The organism is Chryseobacterium sp. 2987 (assembly GCF_031456375.1).
Lineage (GTDB): Bacteria > Bacteroidota > Bacteroidia > Flavobacteriales > Weeksellaceae > Chryseobacterium > Chryseobacterium vaccae.
Window position 1 is genome coordinate 502,655 of the sequence record NZ_JAVDUN010000003.1, and the last position, 21,077, is coordinate 523,731.

The 21,077-nt window shown below is 38.9% G+C and carries 16 protein-coding genes; 14 read left to right on the top strand and 2 right to left on the bottom strand.

Translation table 11 applies throughout. The annotated features are described in order from the left end of the window. The first annotated feature begins 138 nt into the window (after positions 1–138). The 14 genes from J2Y40_RS11935 (at position 139) to J2Y40_RS12000 (ending at position 20,449) form a co-directional block, all read left to right on the top strand. Complete coding sequence (locus tag J2Y40_RS11935) at positions 139–2,976, top strand: alpha-amylase family glycosyl hydrolase (protein WP_309999130.1); 2,838 nt, start codon at positions 139–141, stop codon at positions 2,974–2,976. A gap of 129 nt (positions 2,977–3,105) precedes the next feature. After that, entirely contained in the window at positions 3,106–4,404 is a 1,299-nt protein-coding gene (locus J2Y40_RS11940) for an amino acid permease (RefSeq protein WP_309999132.1), read from the top strand. A 55-nt stretch (positions 4,405–4,459) separates the two neighbouring features. After that, positions 4,460–5,545 (top strand): peptide chain release factor 1, encoded by a 1,086-nt coding sequence (gene prfA / locus J2Y40_RS11945; RefSeq protein WP_153396448.1) that lies wholly within the window; start codon positions 4,460–4,462, stop codon positions 5,543–5,545. Positions 5,546–5,615: 70 nt separating this feature from the next. Further along, the gene (locus J2Y40_RS11950) at positions 5,616–6,287 is read left to right on the top strand and encodes a hypothetical protein (RefSeq protein ID WP_309999135.1); all 672 of its coding nucleotides are present in this window, start codon (positions 5,616–5,618) and stop codon (positions 6,285–6,287) included. Between the two features lie 88 nt (positions 6,288–6,375). Beyond that, complete coding sequence (locus J2Y40_RS11955; protein WP_409017697.1) at positions 6,376–8,478, top strand: prolyl oligopeptidase family serine peptidase; 2,103 nt, start codon at positions 6,376–6,378, stop codon at positions 8,476–8,478. Between the two features lie 137 nt (positions 8,479–8,615). Continuing rightward, the gene (locus J2Y40_RS11960; RefSeq protein ID WP_153396442.1) at positions 8,616–11,633 is read left to right on the top strand and encodes a reprolysin-like metallopeptidase; all 3,018 of its coding nucleotides are present in this window, start codon (positions 8,616–8,618) and stop codon (positions 11,631–11,633) included. A 137-nt stretch (positions 11,634–11,770) separates the two neighbouring features. Beyond that, a complete protein-coding gene (gene scpA, locus J2Y40_RS11965; protein ID WP_153396440.1) occupies positions 11,771–13,891 on the top strand; it encodes a methylmalonyl-CoA mutase in 2,121 nt (706 codons plus the stop codon). A 45-nt stretch (positions 13,892–13,936) separates the two neighbouring features. Further along, positions 13,937–14,920 carry a M28 family peptidase gene (locus J2Y40_RS11970; RefSeq protein ID WP_309999141.1) on the top strand — a complete coding sequence of 328 codons (984 nt, stop codon included), beginning with the start codon at positions 13,937–13,939 and terminating at the stop codon, positions 14,918–14,920. A 411-nt stretch (positions 14,921–15,331) separates the two neighbouring features. Continuing rightward, positions 15,332–16,066, top strand: coding sequence for a hypothetical protein (locus J2Y40_RS11975; protein WP_309999143.1), 735 nt, complete (start codon positions 15,332–15,334; stop codon positions 16,064–16,066). 26 nt (positions 16,067–16,092) lie between these two features. Continuing rightward, entirely contained in the window at positions 16,093–17,484 is a 1,392-nt protein-coding gene (locus tag J2Y40_RS11980; RefSeq protein WP_309999145.1) for an RtcB family protein, read from the top strand. Between the two features lie 294 nt (positions 17,485–17,778). Continuing rightward, positions 17,779–18,195: a hypothetical protein gene (locus J2Y40_RS11985; protein ID WP_309999147.1), complete on the top strand. Its 417-nt coding sequence runs from the start codon at positions 17,779–17,781 to the stop codon at positions 18,193–18,195. A gap of 2 nt (positions 18,196–18,197) precedes the next feature. After that, positions 18,198–18,896, top strand: coding sequence for a peptide chain release factor H (prfH, locus tag J2Y40_RS11990; protein WP_153396430.1), 699 nt, complete (start codon positions 18,198–18,200; stop codon positions 18,894–18,896). Beyond that, positions 18,883–19,383 (top strand): tetratricopeptide repeat protein, encoded by a 501-nt coding sequence (locus J2Y40_RS11995; RefSeq protein WP_153396428.1) that lies wholly within the window; start codon positions 18,883–18,885, stop codon positions 19,381–19,383. Before prfH ends, J2Y40_RS11995 begins: the two co-directional genes overlap by 14 nt. A 64-nt stretch (positions 19,384–19,447) precedes the next feature. Continuing rightward, positions 19,448–20,449: an enolase C-terminal domain-like protein gene (locus J2Y40_RS12000; RefSeq protein WP_309999150.1), complete on the top strand. Its 1,002-nt coding sequence runs from the start codon at positions 19,448–19,450 to the stop codon at positions 20,447–20,449. Positions 20,450–20,470: 21 nt separating this feature from the next. On the opposite strand, the gene J2Y40_RS12005 is transcribed toward J2Y40_RS12000, so the two are convergent. Together J2Y40_RS12005 and J2Y40_RS12010 are read right to left on the bottom strand one after the other, a co-directional pair. After that, on the bottom strand, positions 20,471–20,758 hold the full coding sequence (locus tag J2Y40_RS12005; RefSeq protein ID WP_153396426.1) for a cytochrome C: 288 nt from the start codon (positions 20,756–20,758) through the stop codon (positions 20,471–20,473). 24 nt (positions 20,759–20,782) lie between these two features. Beyond that, positions 20,783–21,073: a cytochrome C gene (locus tag J2Y40_RS12010; protein ID WP_153396424.1), complete on the bottom strand. Its 291-nt coding sequence runs from the start codon at positions 21,071–21,073 to the stop codon at positions 20,783–20,785. Positions 21,074–21,077: the final 4 nt, after the last annotated feature.

The window sequence follows — 21,077 nt, forward strand, 5'->3', positions numbered from 1 at the left end:
TGGAAAGGCTTATGAATATTTTCATGGGCCTTTTTCTGGCTGATTCTTTTCCCTGGAAACTGAAATATTTTAAAATTGCTTCCATAGAAAATGGTATAACGAAAAAAAAATTATCCTATATTCGATAAAAAATAAGATATGAAAAAGTTATATTCCATTGTTTTTCTGTTTATTGTGGGAGTAGTCTTTGGACAGATTAACTATACAATCACTCCAAACCCGTTTAATGAGACGGATGCCGTTACGTTAACGGTTCCCGGGGATCAGATCGATGAGTCTGGCTGGGGAGTTTCCAACCACGAAATATATATATGGACATGGTCTTTTGATACAAACTATCAGAACAGCCAGGATTGCCCTACCAATGGCAGCTGGAATAGCTCCAACGAATCAAATAAACTGAATTACAATGCCGCATCAGATTCTTATTCTTTAACTTTTACCCCTACTGCTTTTTATGGAAGAACGGGAATCGGAAGATTTGGATTTTTATTAAAAGATAAAACAGGATCCCATCAGACGTCACCGGATATTTTCGTTAATGTCGGGGTTTTAAATATCAACCTGACAAATCCTGCACCCAACAGTCTTACTTCGGTTCCGGCGGGAAATACCATCAATATTACTGCGACAACCAATGTCAATGCAACATTTCAGTTAAAAGCCAACGGAGCAGTAGTGAATTCGGTTACAGCCCCTTCGCAGTCTTACACTTACACCTATACTGTAACTCAGGATGTCCAAATGGAACTGACAGCATCAGATGCTTCCTCAAATTCAAAAAAAGTAAATTTTACACTTCAGGTTCCGAGAAATGTGGTTTCGGAGGCCATTCCAGGCTGGATCAGACAGGGAATTAATTATCATCCGACGGATCAGACTAAAATAGGTCTTGCTCTTTATGCGCCTTATAAGAACTTCGTACACGTAATCGGAAGCTTTAATAACTGGGCGGTGAATGATTCTTATTTAATGAAACGGGATACCACAAATCCAGATCTTTATTGGATTGAAATTACCGGCCTGACGCCTCAACAGCTGTATACCTTCCAATATAGAACCAATGATCTGAAAAAAGTGGCAGATCCTTTTTCTCCGCAGATCTTGTCTTCCTATGATGACCAGTGGATCTCCAGTGCCACTTATCCGGGGCTTCCTCAGTTTCCTGCAGGACAGGATTTTGAAGTTTCTATCTTTAAAACAGGACAGGCGCCTTATAACTGGCAGGTAACCAACTTCCAGAGGCCAGCCAAGGAAAACCTGGTGGTGTATGAATTGTTACTCAGAGATTTTACCCAGGAAAAAAACTGGCAGTCGCTGATCAGTAAGATTTCATATTTAAAAGGATTGAATATCAATGCCATTGAATTACTTCCTATTATGGAGTTTGAAGGAAATCTTTCATGGGGTTACAACACCTCCTTTCATTATGCATTAGACAAAGCATATGGAACTCCTGAAAAGTTCAAAGAGTTTGTTGATCTGTGCCATCAGAACGGAATTGCAGTGATTTTAGATATTGCTTTTAATCACGCAACAGGACGTTCTCCTTTAGCCAGACTTTGGAATATTGATCCTGATGGAGACGGTTACGGCGATATTGCAGCCAATAATCCTTATTTCAATCAGGTTCCTAAACATTCTTACAATGTATTTAATGATTTCAACCATACAAGTTCGTCAACGAAGTATTATGTTGAAAGATGTCTGCAGCAATGGTTGTCAGAATATAAAATTGACGGTTTCCGTTGGGATTTAACGAAAGGTTTTACCCAAAGCTGCTCTGAAAATGATGAAAACTGTACCAATTCCTATCAGCAGGACCGGGTAGACATTATGAAATACTATGCAGACAGACAGTGGGCTGCAGATCCGAATTCTTATATGATCTTTGAACACCTGGGCACGGATGCCGAAGAACAGCAATGGGCGAACTACAGAACCTCTGAAGGGAAAGGAGTATTACTTTGGAATAAACAGACTGATGCTTACAATCAGAATACAATGGGCTATAAAGAAAACAGCAATTATGACAGAATGAATCATACGCTTCATGGGTTTACAGATATGCATGCTGTAGGATACGGAGAAAGCCATGATGAAGAACGTCTGATGTTTAAAAATCTGGCGTATGGTGCTGTTGAAGGAACTTATGATGTTAAAAACCTGAACACAGCCCTTGACAGGATGAAAACGTTCGGTGCCACATTCTTTACCATTCCCGGCCCGAAAATGATCTGGCAGTTTGGTGAACTTGGATATGAGTTCAGCATCAACAGATGTACAGACGGAAGCATCAACAGCGGTTGCAGAACAGATGAAAAACCGATTGCCTTTACGTTAGGATATGATACCAATACCAACAGAAAATCGGTGTATGATACCTGGGCTAAAATAATCGGTATCAGAAATACTCATCAGGTTTTCAAATCAAAGACATACACTATAGAGTCAAATAATCTTACGAATGATCCTAATGGACTGATTACAAGAATTTATGTTTATGATAACTCCATTAGCGGAATGAAAAATGTAGTAGTTCTGGCCAATTTTGCTACGTCAGCTCAAAATGTAGTGCCTTATTTCCCTTACACAGGGCAGTGGCAGAACCTAATGGATAATACAATTTCCAATATTGCTTCCACAACAGCCCCGATTACGCTGCAGCCGGGAGAATTCAGGATTTTCGGAAATTATTCCGGATCTCTTTCTGTGGTTGATGAGAATGCAGCCCATAAACTATCTCTTCAAATTGCAGATAACCCGGTGAAAAACGGTATGGCAAAATTCATTTATCATAAAGTGAAAAACGGAGAAATCATCATCTACGATATGAGCGGTAAAAAAATGGACTCCTTTAAATTGAATAATGAAAACGGAACTTATGAATTGAAAACGGGCTATCCGGTCGGAACCTATCTGGTTCACCTGAAGTCGGAAACGGGAACAGCTATTCAGAAAATGATTATAAAGTAAAATAAAAAAGCAAATTTGCAGATCAGCAGATTTGCTTTTTTTAAATTTATCTGCCAGAACTCACATAATGAAACATACCAGAAAGCTTTGGTCCAAAAGAGAATTTTTTGAAGATATATTTTTAACGGAATGAATACGGACTCACACAAGATAGGCTGGAAAACAGCGGCTGCCATTGTCGTTTCCAATATGATCGGAACGGGGATATTTACTACTTTAGGGTTTCAGTTATCCGATATTACCAATACATACAGCATTTTCCTGCTGTGGATTATCGGAGGAATGCTGGCATTGTTCGGAGCGTTCTGCTATGCTGAGTTGGGATCTTATTTCAAGGGAAACGGAGGAGATTATATTTATCTCAAGGAAACATATCATCCGGTATTCGGATATCTGGTCAGCTGGATTTCTTTAATTATCGGATTCTCTTCGCCTGTTGCTCTGGCTGCACTTGCCATGTCAAAATATCTTTCGGTATTTAATGAGGCCTTCGGAAATAATTTTGCGATCATAGTCATATTTCTGATAGGGTTGAGTCTGTCATTCAGCTTGAAAACCTCAAGCCGGTTTCATAATTTTTTCACCTTCATCAAGATTGCTTTTATAATTATTCTGATAAGTTTGGGCGTTTTTCTTTTAGATTCCCCAGCCGGAAATAGTTTGAATTTTGATGACAGCTGGCAGAATGAAATCATGCTTCCTGCCTTTGCAACATCTTTGGTTTTTGTTACTTATGCCTACACCGGATGGAATTCTGCCTCGTATATCGCAGGAGAAATAAAAGATGTTCACAGGAATCTTCCTAAGTCTCTGATCCTGGGAACCCTGTTTGTAACGGTAAGCTACCTTCTTGTTAACTTTATTATGCTGAAACATGCCCCAATAAGCCAATTGGCAGGAAAGGAAGATGTGATGGGGGAAGCCGCCCGAAATATGCTTGGAGACCGCTTTGGGAAAATGGTCAATATTTTTATTGCCCTTCAGCTGATTGCTACAATCAGCGGTTATTTGTGGGTAGGTTCCAGACTGACACAGGCTTTTGCTAAAGAAAATTATTTATGGAAGTTACTTGCCGTCAGCAATAAAAAAGGAATTCCGGTACGGGCAATTTTTACTCATGCAGGGATTGCAGCTGTGATTATTCTCACAGGCAGTTTCAAAGAAATATTTGTTTATACCGCTTTTATTCTTCAGTTATTTGCAAGCCTGTCCATCTCTACTGTTTTTTTCCTTAAAAAAGAACAGCGGAAAATTTTCAAATCTAATCTTTTTTACATTTTTCCAACAGTTTTTCTCCTGTTCAGCCTCTATATCCTTTATTTTACATTGGTTCATAATCCCAGAGAAAGCCTCATAGGGTTGGGAATTATAGCGTTTGGGATTGTTTTGTATTTGCTGGACCGAAGACTTTCTAAATCAGAAAACTAAAGGGTTTTTAATTTGAATTAATAATTCTTATCTTTGCACTCTCAAAAATCCTACAATGTCTAAATCATTAATTCCAAAATTAGAAGCTATAAAACAAAGATATAATGAGGTTGCGGACCTTATTATACAGCCTGATATTATTTCTGACCAGAAAAAATATTCTTCTTTGAACAAAGAATACAGTGATTTAGGAAAAATTGTAAAAGTATACGACCAGTATAAAGGTGCTTTGGATGCAATAGAGGAATCTGAAGAGATTATTGCTGACGGATCAGACAGAGATCTTGTAGACCTTGCTAAAGAAGAAAAGCTGGAAGCACAGGCAAAAATTCCGGGACTGGAAGAAGAATTAAAAGTTCTGTTGATCCCGAAAGATCCTGCTGATGACAAAAACGTGATCGTAGAATTGCGTGCCGGAACCGGTGGTGATGAAGCGGCTATCTTCGTAGAAGATATCTACAGAATGTACACCATGTACTTTAAAGCAAAAGGATGGAAACATGAAGTAACAGATTCCAATGAAGCTGCAAAAGGCTACAAAGAACTGATCATGAAAGTAGAAGGAGAGGGCGTGTACGGAATCATGAAGTTTGAATCAGGGGTTCACCGTGTACAGCGTGTTCCTGAAACAGAATCTCAGGGAAGAGTACATACCTCGGCGATTACCATTGCAGTACTTCCGGAAGCAGAAGAAGTGGATGTAGAAATTAACCCTGCAGATATTGAAATGCAGACTTCCCGTTCAGGAGGTGCAGGAGGACAGAACGTAAACAAGGTTGAAACCAAAGTACAGCTGACGCACAAACCTTCAGGGCTTGTAGTAGTTTGTCAGCAGGCACGTTCCCAGCTGGCTAACCGTGAATTGGCTATGGAAATGCTTCGTGCAAAACTATATGATATCAAACTTCAGGAAGTTCAGGGAGATATTGCGGCACAGAGAAAAACCATGGTATCTACAGGAGACCGTTCTGCAAAGATCAAAACGTATAACTATCCGCAGGGAAGGGTAACGGATCACAGAATCAACAAGTCTATGTATAATCTGGATGCCTATATGAACGGCGATATTTCTGAAATGATTGATGCTGTGATCATGGCGGAAAATGCAGAGAAGATGAAAGGAGAGGAAGAAAATTTATAAACAATAATATAGAAAGCTCTTGTTCATCAGGAGCTTTTTTTTGCATAAAACTTTAATCACTTAAATGAATATGAAGAATTTAAAAATTGTTTTGCTATTTGTTCTGGCCATGATCGGGCAGAATCTGATGGCACAGGCTGAGGTAAAGAAACCGGCAGAAGTCTTTGAAATGTATTTCGGGACTTTCGTTAAAAATGATCCTGCTGTACTCAGTAAATTAAATGAATATCTGAAACCAACCGTGGAAGGACAGGATGCTTATCAGGTAGATTTTAAAACAGTATCTGCTGAAACACTGAAAACAAGTACAGACGGTTTTTTATCCGCGTTTTCAAAATCATCAGGAGATTCCAGCAGAAAAGAAGCGGAAGATTATTTTACAGCTATGATGGATAATTTCAAAAATGGTAAAGTTACCGTTAAAGAAGTGAAAATTGTTCAGAATGAGTACGTGGAAGATCAGAAAATAGCTGAGATTACTTATTCAGTTAGCTTTAAAGTCCCTTCTAAAATGCCTGAGGGTCCGTCCGGAGATCCAAAGAAAATTAAAGCGGAAGAACTGAAGAAGTATTTAGCAGAAAGTGTTCAGAAGTTTAAAAATGCAGATAAAGAAGTAACAACGGAACTTCAGTTCAGCTTATATCAGCTTACAGAAGGTGGGAAAATTTATTATTGGAACGGAGGCCCTGATGAAATTGTAACTTCCCTTACTGATTTTTATTTCGAGAGCTTCGGTTCTTAACCATGATAAAAATATTGATTAAAAGTCCTGATTTTTGGGGCTTTTTTTATTTCATATACTTTACGTATTTTTGAGAAAATCGTTCGACATGAATTTTAAACCTATCTTATTAACTGCTGGAGTTCTGTTTTCAGCATCTTTTTATTCTCAAAAAATGAATTATCCTAAAGCATTAAAAGGAAGCCAGACAGATACCTATTTTGGCAATGCCGTTTCTGATCCGTTCAGAGACCTGGAAAATGATTCGGATGCTACCAAAAAATGGGTGGATGAAGAAGTTGCCTATAGTGAGAGCTATCTTTCAAAGATTCCTTTCAGAAATAAGATCAAAGACCAGTTGAGAGACATCTGGAACTACGAAAAGATTTCAGCGCCTTTCAAAGAAGGTGATTATACCTATTATTATAAAAATGATGGCCTTCAGGCCCAGTCTATCCTGTATAGAACAAATAATAAGACCAAAACAACAGAAGTATTTTTAGATCCTAATAAATTCTCTGATAAAGGAACGACATCACTTTCACAGCTGTCATTCAACAAAAAAGGAAACCTTGCTGCCTATTCTATTTCTGAAGGCGGAAGTGACTGGAATAAGATCATCATCATTGATGCCGTTTCCAAAAAACAGATTGATGAAACACTGGTAGACGTAAAATTCAGCGGAATTTCATGGCAGGGCGATGAAGGCTTCTATTATTCTAGCTATGACAAGCCGAAAGAAGGAACTGTGCTTTCCGGAATGACTGATAAACATAAAGTATTCTTTCACAAACTGGGAACAAAACAGTCTGAGGACAAGTTGATATTCGGTGGCGATAAAACTCCAAGAAGATACCTGGGAGCAGGAGTTTCTGAAGACCAGAGATACCTGATTATTTCAGCGGCTAATGCAACAAACGGAAACGAACTTTATATTAAAGACCTTAAAAAAGGCGGTGATTTCGTACAGATCGTAAAAGGATTTGACATTAATGCCAATATTGTAGATACACAAGGCGATGATCTTTTCATTTTCACTGATAAAGATGCTCCAAACATGAGATTGGTAAAAACAAGCATCAAAAATCCAGCGCCTGAAACATGGAAAGATGTCATTGCGCAGACAGAAAATGTATTAGGAATCTCTTCTGGTGGAGGATATTTCTTTGCAACCTACATGATTGATGCTATTGATCAGGTAAAACAATTCGACAAAACCGGAAAACTGGTAAGAGAAATTACCCTTCCGGGGAAAGGAAATGTAGGAGGTTTCGGAGGTAAAGAAACGGAAAAAGAACTTTATTTCTCTTTCAGCAATTATATTACACCGGGAACAACCTATAAATTCAATGCTGATACAGGAAAATCAGAAATATATCAAAAGCCTAAAGTGAAGTTTAATCCCGATAATTACGTTTCAGAACAGGTTTTCTATACATCAAAGGACGGAACAAAAGTTCCGATGATGATCAACTATAAAAAAGGAACCAAGCTTGATGGTAAAAACCCAACCATTCTTTATTCTTATGGTGGATTCAACATTAGTTTACAACCTGCCTTCTCCGTAGTGAATGCTATCTGGATGGAAAACGGAGGTATTTATGCCGTTCCAAACATCCGTGGTGGTGGTGAATACGGTAAAAAATGGCATGATGCAGGAACAAAAATGCAGAAGAAAAATGTTTTTGAAGACTTTATTGCTGCAGGGGAATATCTTCAGAGCAAAGGCTATACTTCAAAAGAATATATGGCACTTTCCGGAAGATCAAATGGAGGTCTTTTGGTAGGGGCAACCATGACCATGCGTCCAGATCTGGCAAAAGTAGCTTTCCCAGGGGTAGGTGTTCTGGATATGCTGAGATACAATAAATTCACAGCAGGAGCAGGCTGGTCATATGATTACGGAACTGCAGAAGACAATAAGGAAATGTTTGAATATCTTAAATCTTATTCTCCGGTGCACAATGTGAAAAAAGGAACCTGTTATCCATCAACAATGATTATTACCAGTGATCATGATGATAGAGTAGTTCCGGCTCACTCTTTCAAATTCGGTGCTGAACTTCAGGAAAAACAGGGATGTAAAAATCCTATTTTGTTAAGAATTGAGAAAAATGCCGGCCATGGAGCAGGTAGATCAACTGAACAGGTAATTGGTGAAAATGCGGATCTTATTTCTTTTGCTTTATTTGAGATGGGAATTAAAAAATAGAGTTAAATAGTATAAAAATAATTAAAGTGGATGATTTTATTGAAATTATCCACTTTTTTTTGATTCTATATTAAGGGTATTCGCTAATTTTGTTCTGGATATTTAAAAATTATTAATTCTATTCAGTTAGAAAAGTTATGAAAAAAAGAATTCTACTAGTTTGTGCATTAGCTGCTGGTGTCGCCAGCTTTAATGCGCAGAGATGGTCGCCCGCCTCGCAAAAGACCTCTGAGATCAGAAAGGAGGTAGATGTTAAATACTCGTACAGAGTAGATTTACAGTCTCTTAGAAATATTCTGAAAGATGCTGTAGAGACAGGAAAAGGAGCTGCTCCGGTTATTATTTCTTTACCCACAGCAGAAGGAAAGATGGAGAAATTTGCCGTATATAGTGATCCGGTTATGGAGAAATCTATGGCAGACAGATACCAGCTAGGTTCATATGTAGGAGTAGGAGTAGATGATCCATCTAAATACTTACGATTCACTACAGCACCTACAGAAATGCAGTCTATGATTATCAAAGATGGGGTTTTTCAGTTCATTGAACCAATATCAAAAGATAAGCAGACATACGGTGTTTTTTATAAGACAAAAAAAACAGCAGGAGAACACGGATTTGAATGTTCTACCGGTGAAAAGAATATACTAGATATAAATGCATTAGAACAACACGGAAAAAAAAATCTTTCTAATGTAGGTATTACTAACAGGCCTTCAAGCACAAAATATAGAACGTATAGACTGGCGATCTCAGTTACCAGTGAATATACGGCTCATTTTGGAGGAGTTCCGCAAGCTATTACTCAGATCAATAACACAATGGGACGTGTGAATGGGGTTTTTGAAAAAGATTTTGGTATTAAGCTGCTTGTTCTTGATATTCCCGGGCTTATTTTTAATGATGTAGCCAATGATCCATATTCAGATGCTGATGAAATGGGTAACTGGAATATAGAACTTCAGAATACTTTAACACAACAAGTAACCAATGCTGGCTATGACATCGGACATTTGTTTGGTGCCACAGGAGGTGGAGGTAATGCCGGATGTATCGGATGTGTGTGTGTAAGCCCTACTTCCGCTGTTCCTACAGGAAAAGGATCAGCTTACACTTCTCCGGCAGATGGCCCGCCAAGCGGAGATAATTTTGATATAGATTATGTTGCTCATGAAATGGGGCATCAGTTGGGAGGAAACCATACCTACTCAAACAGTACTGAAAGCTCAGGGGCCAATGTTGAACCAGGAGGAGGAACGACAATTATGGGATATGCAGGAATTACACAGGATAATCTTCAGCCTCATTCAGATGCCTATTTCCATTACAAGTCCATTGATCAGATCATGACCAACTTGGAAGGTAAAACGACATGTGGTACCGTTGAAAATATTCAGGGAAATACTCCACCTGCACTGGCTGCTCTTACACCATATAGCATCCCTAAAGGAACGGCTTACTTTGTGGAGGCTTCAGCAGTTGATACAGACCCGTTAAACTATACCTGGGAGCAAAATGACAGTGTAGGAGATACCAACTCTATATCAGGAGACAGTGGTTGGGGATATAACTCAATAGGAGCTATATCAAGATCTGTTCCGGGTACAGCAAGTGGAAGAAGATACTTCCCTAGACTTTCAAGCGTAATGGACGGAGTATTGACGGATAAGGTAAATTGGGAAACCGTTTCCTATATTCCTAGAACTCTTAAATATGCTGTAACAGTAAGAGATGGAAATATTAAACCAATGCATTCTTCTGCCGAAGTTACCATTACAGTAGGTAACGACGGACCATTTAAATTCAATGGCCTTACTTCTGCTTCTGTTTTATATAATAATGTTTCCAATACAATCTATTGGGATGTAGCCAACACAAATGCTGCTCCTTATAATGTAGCTAATGTAAAGATAGATTATACAACCGATAATGGGAATACATGGACAGATCTAGTAGCTTCTACTCCAAATACGGGAAGCTATGCAGTACAGATGCCAAGTACTATAAACGGAGCTGTTAAATTAAGAATATCTGCCATAAACAATATATTCTATGCTGTATCTCCAGCAGTCACTATTGGTACTGCACCTACTTCTACTACAAATGCACCTACAGGAGTTTCTACAATAGATACAGAAATTTTCAAAACAACAGCCAGAGTTTCCTGGAATAATGTACCGGGAGCAACGTATTCTATTAACTATAGAAAAGTAGGTACTACTGCTTGGTCTAATGCAACAAGTCCGACAAATTCTGTAGTATTAAATACTCTTGAAGATGAAACAAATTATGAGACGCAGGTAGCTGCTATTGTAAACAGTGTGACAGGAACATTCTCTCCAAACCATGCCTTTAAAACAAAAGGATATAAAACAGGAGTAGATTACTGTCTGATTACAACCGGAGGTAACAATGCACTTAGCCCATATTACAGTGCTCTGTTACAGTTAAATCTATCTAATCTGGAGCATTTAGAAGGGAATGATCCTGTTAGTATTGCAAGAACTTATGTAGATTATACAGAAAACCCAAGTAAGGTTATTAACCTAATAAAAGGAACACAATATACTTTAGCCTATGCAAATTATGCTAATAGAGGGCCTCAGTATAATGACAGATTCCAGGTGTGGATTGACTTTAACAGGAACGGAGTTTTTGAATCTTCAGAGATGATTGCTTCAAGAAGTGCTCTTCCTAACAACAACGGATACCATATAGGATCATTTGCATTTACTGTACCGGCAGATGCTTACTCAGGAAATAAACTTCTAAGAATGAGAGTAGCCAGCAGTTTCTTCAATGCGGTTCCTAACGCATGTGGAAGCCCTTCTGTTCCATCAGGACCTGGAGTGCTTTCCAGAGGATCATTCAGAGACTTCCCGGTTAAGATCACCAGCGGATTAGCTGTAGATGAGACTAACAATCCAAAAGCATCAGAAATCTCTATTTATCCTAACCCTGCAGATACTTTCGTAGAAGTTAAAAACTTGAAAGGAAAAGCAGATTATAAGATCTATAGTGCAGACGGAAGATTGGTTCAGGAAGGAGCTATAGATGGTCAGAGAATCAATGTAGCATCACTCATCAAAGGAATGTATGTCATCACAATCAAAGACGATAAAAATACATACAACACGAAACTGATCAAAAAATAATCAGATCGTATATCAATACTACAGACCGGGCATTTAGTCCGGTCTTTTTTATGTTAAAAATCAGAAAAACAGAGCGTTAACATAAGTTTCATGTTTCATCCAAAAAAATTAACTTTACAGAGACAAAAATTATTGGAATGCGAAAGACAATTTCTGTGAAAAAACCTGACTTTAATGTAGCTCCTCAGGAAAGAGAAATCTACAGTTTTGAAAAAGACGGGCTGGAATTAAAATCATCCTATACCCAGGAAGATGTTAAAAATAAAACATTAACGCAGACCTCTCCGGGAATTGCACCTTACCTTAGAGGGCCGTATTCCACCATGTATGTACAGAAACCCTGGACCATCAGACAATATGCGGGATTCTCTACTGCCGAAGAATCCAACGCATTTTACCGAAGAAACCTTGCCGCAGGGCAAAAAGGTCTTTCCGTAGCTTTTGACCTTGCCACCCACAGAGGATATGATTCTGACCATTCAAGAGTGGTTGGAGACGTAGGAAAAGCAGGGGTAGCCATCGATTCTGTAGAAGATATGAAGATTCTGTTCAACGAAATTCCGCTAGATCAGATTTCTGTATCTATGACGATGAACGGAGCCGTACTTCCTATTTTGTCATTTTATATCGTAGCGGCAGAAGAACAGGGCGTGAAGCAGGAGCTGCTTTCAGGAACCATCCAGAACGATATCCTGAAAGAATTCATGGTAAGAAATACCTATATCTATCCGCCTGCACCTTCCATGAAAATTATTGCAGATATTTTCGAATATACTTCACAGAACATTCCGAAATTCAACTCTATTTCCATTTCAGGATACCACATGCAGGAAGCGGGAGCTACTCCGGTGCTGGAAATGGCGTACACCCTTGCAGATGGTCTTGAATACGTAAGAACCGGAATCAAGGCAGGAATGAATGTAGACGATTTCGCACCAAGACTCTCATTCTTTTGGGCTATTGGGATGAATCACTTTATGGAAATTGCAAAGATGCGTGCGGCAAGATATATCTGGGCCACCCTTTTAAAGCAGTTCAATCCGCAGAACCCGAAGTCACTGGCATTAAGAACCCATTCTCAGACTTCAGGATGGTCACTTACAGAACAGGAACCCTTTAACAATATCACGAGAACAGCTATTGAAGCGTTATCTTCTGCCTTGGGAGGAACACAATCTCTGCATACGAATGCTCTGGATGAGGCTATTGCCCTTCCGACAGATTATTCTGCAAAGATCGCCAGAAATACCCAGATCATTCTTCAGCAGGAAAGCGGAATCTGTGATGTGGTAGACCCTATGGGCGGAAGCGGGTTGGTAGAAAACCTTACCCAGCAGATGATTGAAGAAGCCATGAAATACATTGATGAGGTAGAGCAGGAGGGCGGAATGACCAAAGCCATCGAAGCCGGAATTCCAAAAATGAGAATTGAAGAAGCTGCGGCCAGAAAACAGGCAAAAATAGACAGTGGTGAAGAATTCATCATCGGAGTAAACTCATTCAGAACAGCCCTAAAACAGGATGATATTGAAATTTTGGACATTGATAATACTGAAGTAAGAAGGAAGCAGATCGAAAGACTAGAAAAAATAAAAGCAGAAAGAAATGCTGAAGCTGTAGAACAGATCCTGAACGAAATCCGCGAAAGCGCGAAAACAGGAAAAGGAAACCTTCTGGCATTGTGTATCGAAGCGGCAAGAAGAAGAGTTAGCCTTGGCGAAATGAGTGATGCCATGGAAGAAACTTTTGGAAGATATAAAGCTAATATTAAAACAATCTCTGGAGTTTATGCCATGAATGCCGGAAAAAATGAATACTTTGAAAAAGCCCTTCATCTTACCCAAAAATTTGAAGAAGAAGAAGGACGCCGCCCAAGAATTATGGTGGCTAAAATGGGACAAGATGGTCACGACAGAGGCGCCAAAGTTGTGGCAACAGCATTTGCAGATATGGGATTTGACGTAGATGTGGCACCACTTTTCCAAACCCCAGAAGAGGTGGCAAAGCAAGCCGTAGAAAATGACATCCACATCCTGGGTGTATCTTCATTGGCTGCAGGGCACAAAACACTGGTTCCCCAAGTAGTAGGAGAATTAAAAAAACTAGGTGCAGACGATGTCACAATCGTTGTGGGAGGTGTAATTCCACAGCAGGATTATGAATTCCTTTATGCGAACGGAGCCGACTTTATTTTCGGCCCCGGAACCAATCTTCCTAAATGTGCTGTAGAAATCTTAGAGAGATTTTTGGAAAATTAAACCGAAAATCTTTAATTTCCGTAAAGAAATTAAAAGCATCACCTTATGGGTTTTAAAAATATAATAAAGCCTGCGAAGAAAAAGCTGATTCTCTTCGTAGGCTTATTTTTTGCAGGAATTTTATTGTTTATCTCAGGTAAAGAAGATAAAACTGTAAAAAAATCCCCGGTTCCTGCAGACACAGAACAGGTTAAAAAACATTTAACAGCACTTACCCAAACCCAGGAATTCCGGAATCATAAAAATATTGATCAGCTGAATGCTGTGGCTGATTATATCCATCAGACTTTTGAAACTTACAGTGACAGTACAGTGTTTCAGGAGTATCAGGTAGATGGAAAGGTCTATAAAAATGTAATCTGTTCTTTTGGGACAGAAAATAGCAAAAGAATCATCATAGGCGCCCATTATGACGTCTGTGGAGATCAGCAGGGAGCGGATGATAACGCTACCGGAGTCACTGCACTTCTGGAACTTTCCAGAATGCTTAAAGGACAAAAGCTGGATTACCGGATAGATCTGGTTGCCTATACGCTGGAAGAACCTCCTTATTTCAGAACCGAAAATATGGGAAGCTATATTCACGCAAAATACCTGAAGGATAATAAAATTGATGTTTATGGTATGGCAAGCGTGGAAATGATCGGCTATTTTAAAGATGAAAAAGGATCTCAGGATTTCCCAGTTGGTGCGCTCTCATGGATTTACGGAAATAAAGGAGATTTCATTACACTTGTTAAAAAGTTCAGCGGGGCAGAGCCATTTGTAAGAAACTTTATAGATCATTTTAAAGATTCAAACCAGATAAAAACAGAAACTTTTCCAGCTCCTGGATTTGTAAAGGGAGTAGATTTTTCTGATCATCTGAACTATTGGAAATTTGATTTTCCCGCTCTCATGATCACCGATACCTCATTTTTCAGGAACAAAAATTATCACCAGACTACAGATACCCTGGAAACGCTTGATATCAATAGAATGACAAAGGTAATTGATGCCATTTTTCTCAGCATTATTCACCTTAAGTGAAAAAAATATTTGAAAGATCAGAAAAATTTATATATTTGCACCTGAAAATCAAGTTTAACCCATTAAAAACAACGAAGCAATGTTCAAAACGAATCAGAATTCTACAGCTGGATTACCGCTTATGGCGGAAAGGCTTCGTGGTTTGGTACACTCTTAGAATAATAGTATAACGAAATATCAAAACCCGAAGTCGCCAAGATTTCGGGTTTTTTATTGCGCAATATTTCAAACTCAGAAGTTTTCCCGGAATCTTTTTTAGTGTCATTACAGGATAAAATGCCTGAACTTTTCATGTTCAGAATCATTAGTCCGTCATTGTCAAACCCGTCAACTGAAATTTTAGTTGATTAAGAATGCATGTGATGTATCAGAAATAAAGTTTTGATACTTCACCTCTGATCTCTCTATTAAATGGAAAATGATAACCTTCTGTTTCACCGCCTAAGAAGCGTAAGAAACAGAAAAAGAACAATTAAAAAAGATGTAGAAAAACAGATAAGAAAAAAATATAAACGTAGTGATGAACTCTGGGAGATAAGAAGAAATATGCCGATGATTCCTCTGGATGAACCCTACCAATTAGGATTTGTAAGATTCTTTGTGGTAAGGGATGATGTGATGAGAAGCAAAGACGAAGCATTCTTCGAAGGGATTCTGAAGAAAATAAATACCTATATGTATTCCGGAAGCCGCCAGTTTTTGAAAAAGAAAAGAAAATCAGGGCGGAGAATATATGTGGAACGGGAGCAGAAACTCAACCGTATTTCTTCATATTCCTGGATCAGTCCGAAATTTGGGCTTACCCCAAGAGAAAAGCAGTATTTCCTGAAAAAAGAAGAATACTGTCCTTTCCGGAAATCAAACCAGATTTACTACGAATTCATTGAACCCTGGAGGTTTACCCTGAGAGTAAGACCTCATATGATTACCCACTACAAGCCAATAGATGCACAACTTGAAAAAGAATGTGCAGAACTGGAGTCGTATTTAGGGCAACATAAAGTGAAAGGAATCATTCATAAAACCATTTATGGCAGATCCTACAGCTGGGAAATGAAGTATAAAACAGATCTTATCAAACGCAGGAAATATGTTGCCTGCACAATGTCTGCAACAGAAATTGCAGATAGCTTTCTGGACATTTAAGTCCGCTATTATTTAAAACAAAAACAATGGGAAATTTAAAACTAAAAGGAAAAGATATATTAAAACTGGGCTATCCGAACAATCAAAGTATCAACGTGGCTTTGGAGGTAATGAAAAGAAATTTTGCTACTAAAAATATTCATTATGTGAAATCTCTTTTAAAGGAAATTCTGCTCAATCCGGAGAATTATGAAAAAGACTTAACCTTCGGACAGATCGCGGAATCCCTGCTGTCTTCAAAGAAAACTGAAAAAAGAATGTTGAATACTCAGCGTGCCTCTTTTCAGATCTTTGGAAATAATATTTCTGAAGAAGCCAAAAATCAGCTGTATACGGCTTTAAAGCTGCCGGTATCGGTACAGGGAGCGCTGATGCCTGATGCGCATAGCGGTTACGGTCTTCCGATAGGAGGTGTATTGGCTGTGGAAAACGCGGTGATCCCCTATGGAGTAGGTATGGATATAGGATGTAGAATGTGTCTGAGTATTCTGGATACCCCGGTTTCATATCTTGACGGTGCCAGAGAAAAATATGAAAAAGCGCTGGCCGAACATACCAAATTTGGTATGTATGAGACCCACAAATCTCATGCAGAACATGAAATTTTCGAGAGGGATACTTTTGATCTGATCCCTATTCTGAGAAGATTAAAAGGAAAAGCCATCAAACAGATGGGATCTTCCGGCGGAGGAAATCACTTCGTAGAATTCGGTGAAGTGGAAATCACAGAAGAAGACGAACAGATTGGCCTTCCCAAAGGTAAATATCTGGGAATCCTTTCGCACAGCGGATCAAGAGGACTGGGAGCAGAAATTGCTCAATACTATTCAAGAGTAGCCGTAGAGCAGTGCCCGCTTCCGAAAGAAGCCCAGCAGTTTGCCTGGCTTGACCTGAACACCCATCTGGGACTGGAATACTGGACAGCAATGAATCTGGCCGGAGACTATGCCTCTGCCTGCCATGATGATATTCACAGAAGACTGGTAAAAGCAGTGGGAGGAAGAGTAAAAGCCCGCATCGAAAACCATCACAATTTTGCATGGAAAGAGATTCACAACGGAAAAGAAGTCATTGTTCATAGAAAAGGAGCCACTCCGGCCAGTGAAAATGAGCTGGGAATGATTCCCGGATCTATGACAGCTAAGGGATTCATCGTTCGTGGTAAAGGAAACCCGGAGGCATTGAATTCAGCTTCACATGGAGCTGGAAGAGCCCATTCAAGAGCAGAATGCAGAAGTTTATTCACGCAGAATGACATCAAAAAAGAACTGAAATTAAAGAAAGTCACTCTGATGGGCGGAAATACGGAAGAAGCTCCAATGGCCTACAAAGATATTCATGACGTGATGAATGCACAGAGTGATCTGGTAGAAATCCTGGGAACATTCCAGCCGAGAATCGTGAGAATGGATAAATAAATTGGATTAATTGTTTACAGTAATCAGTTGAGAAAATTTTGCAGAAAGATAGTTTGCAGCCACAACCTTATAGGTTTCAAAAACCTATAAGGTTTATATAAGTTCTGAAAATAACAGATCAACAGAACTGTATAACCTTCAATTTTAATCTCAAAAAACAAAAAAATGGGAGCACCACATAACATAAAAAGGTATGGAGAGGTCTGGCCGGAATTCAGAATCCGTCTGGGGCTTGAAATTTTAGAAAAATTAAAAAATAAAGTTATTATATCAGGAGGCTGAGCATGGCATTTCATGTCAGAAACAGGACATCCGGAATATAAACATGCACATGGCCACAAGGACATTGATGTTTTTGTAATAAAGGAAAATGTAGCAGAAGTAGTAATGATCCTTCAGCAGAACGGCTTTCAGAAAGTCTGGACCCGCTACGATCATTTGCCGAGTAAAGAAAATTTCCGGAGGTATGAAAAAACAGTAGAATTGGAAAGTGATCAATTTCACAGGATCACCATCGATTTTTTTGAAAGAAATGATCTTGAAACCATAGAAACCAATGGATTTGCGGTTGTGAAGCCTGATGTTTTACTTTCATTCTACAGAAACATTCATTCAAGTGATAAATGCTGGGCAGTAATGGCTGCAAAAGAACTATTACAAAAGGGAACGGATCCGGTTGGTCATCCCTTATTAAGCAAAATACCAAAGTAATAATGGAAAAATTAATTCAGATCACCTCAGGAAGAGGGCCTTTGGAATGCCAGTGGGTAACTGCGAAAATTCTGAAGGTCTTCCTTGAGGAAGTTAAAGACAACAAAATAGATTATGAAATCATCCACCGCGAGAGTGGGGATGAAAACCTTACCCTGAAATCGGTAACCATCCTTTTAAAGGGAAAAGACATTACCGGATTCTTGAAAAGCTGGCTGGGAAGTATATGCTGGACCGGTAAAAGTACGTTCAGAAAACTTCATAAACGAAGCAACTGGTTTATCGGAATCTTTGAGCTGGAAGGACTGGAAAAAATAAATTTCAATGAAAAAGATATACAGTTCCAGACCACGAGAAGCCAAGGAAGCGGCGGCCAGAATGTGAACAAGGTAAACACAGCGGTCCGCGCCGTTCATACACCTACCGGAGAAAGTGTATTCGCACAGGACTCACGCTCGCAGCTGGAGAATAAAAAGCTGGCTGTGTCAAGACTGAAAGAGAGAGTCGCAGGACTTTACATCCGCCAGCTGGAAAAACGGATGCAGGATACCTGGAATAACCATCTGCAGGTACAGAGAGGAAATCCGGTACGAACCTTTACCGGAACTGATTTTAAAAAGAACAAAGAGGACAAGTCTTTCAAAAAACAAAGAAATGTTCTGAAAAAAGAACTTAAAAACTACAACAATGACCTTAACTAAAAATAAATACTACTTTGAAGCGGTAGACAACTATCCTTACTACCTCGCAGACTGTCTGGAAGCATTAAACTATGCCCTGGCTTATGATCCGCAGGATGCCGACAGTCTTTGTCTGATGGGAAGAATATATTCTGAAGTGTTGAAAGATTATGAAACGGCAAAAGCTTATTTTGAAGAAGCTTTACAGAATAATATCGGCAATATCAACATCCCCAAATATTATATCAGCTGTCTCTTGAATAATGAAGACTATGATCAGGCAGAAAAATTAATAGAATTTGCTTTAAAACTTAAAGGAATTGATAAGACAGACCTTTTCAGTTCCCAATCGCTTTTGTTTGAGAAAAAAGGAGACTTTAAAAAAGCGCTACAATCTCTTAAAGAAGCAAGGAAAACCAGTCTTTCCCAAAATATGACAGATAAGCTGAAGGAGAAAGAAAAATTTATCAAAAGTAAAATGCCAAAAAGTAAAAAAAAGAAAAAATAAGTCTCCTTTTTTGTAGTTTTAATAGATGAAACACTCTAAAATCTTATTTCTGCCATAACTTAAAATGATGAAAATAACAGTCAATTTCGATATCAGACAGCTTCTGCTGAAAGAAACATTTTCCATCGCTTACGGAAACTATGACCGGAGAGAAGCTTTGCTCATAGAATTATCCTGCCTGAATTTCAAAGGATATGGAGAATGTGTAGGCATAGATTATTATCAGATTAACCTTCAGGATTTTGTTTTAAAATTAAAAGAAATTCAGCCTTTGCTGGAAAGGCAGTCAATTGTTCATCCGGAAGAATTTTTCAGAACTATTTCTGCAATGAATCTGCATCCGTTTCTGTTGTCAGCATTAGACTGTGCTTATTGGGATCTATTCGGAAAGCTTGAAAATAAAAGTTTTATTGAATTGAACAGGCTCCCGTCTGAAAACCTTGCAGAAAGCTCTATTACGATTTCAGTAGGAAATAGTGAAGATCAGATCCGGAGAATGGAAGAAAGTAGTTGGAACAAATTTAAAGTGAAATGCAAAGGATTGAATAAAGATCATATCAGAAAATTGCTGGAGCTTAACCGGAATATTGCCTTAGATTCCAATGCGAGTTTTACGGAAGAAGATTGTATCTGGCTTCAGCAAAACTCAGAAATACAGAAATTTACCTATATAGAACAGCCACGACCGGTTGATCAGTATGCTGTTTTAAAAAAAGAGGGCTTTGCCAATTGGATGGCGGATGAGGACTGCCGGAATATAGATTCTCTGGAAAAATTGATCCCCTATTATAAAAGCATCAATATTAAGCTGATGAAATGCGGAGGACTTACTCCGGCTCTGGAAATGATCAGAAAAGGAAAAGAACTGGGGTATAAAATAATGATAGGATGCATGACAGAATCTACCGTTGGAATCTCTGCCGGTTGTGCTCTGGCAGGACTCACCGATTTTGCAGACCTGGACGGAGCCAGTCTGATTTCCAATGATTATGCCTCCGGAAATCATGTGGAAAACGGAACGATTATACTCTCCGGAAAACCGGGCTTAGGGATAGCACTGAAATAAAATAAGCTTTCGAAAGAAAGCTTATTTTTTATTTACAGAGATCAGATAATCATAAACCATCTGGTGCTGTTCGTCATTTAATTTGGCCTTTGGAGCCATTCTGCTTAACGTTTTTATCCAGCCCTGATCATCATGTTTGGCAGGATCAGGAAGTTTGTGACACTTGGCACATGAATTTTCAAAAATCGTTTTACCCTGAACAAGCTGTTCAGATGCCGTATACTTCGGGCCTGTTACAGCCGTGCTTTTAGGTCCGCATGATACAAGAAATGCAGAACCGGCAGCCATACTTAAAATTAATTTTTTCATATCCCTTATTTTTGTTGATGATGCTTATTTTTTCACAGAAACAATATAATCATAAACCCACTGGTGCTGCTCGTCATTCAGTTTAGCTTTCGGTGCCATAGAGTTCATGATGCCTACCCATTGTACAGATGTATGAGCCGTAGGATCTGGTAATTTATGACATTTTCCGCACGAATTTTCAAAAATTACTTTCCCTTGTGCCATCTGTTCAGCCGTAGAAACAGCAGGTCCCGCAGGAGATGCGGTAGAAGCTTTTGGTGTACAGGATGCTAATAAAATTCCGGTAAGTAATGTGCCAGCGGCTATTTTTTTCATGTTT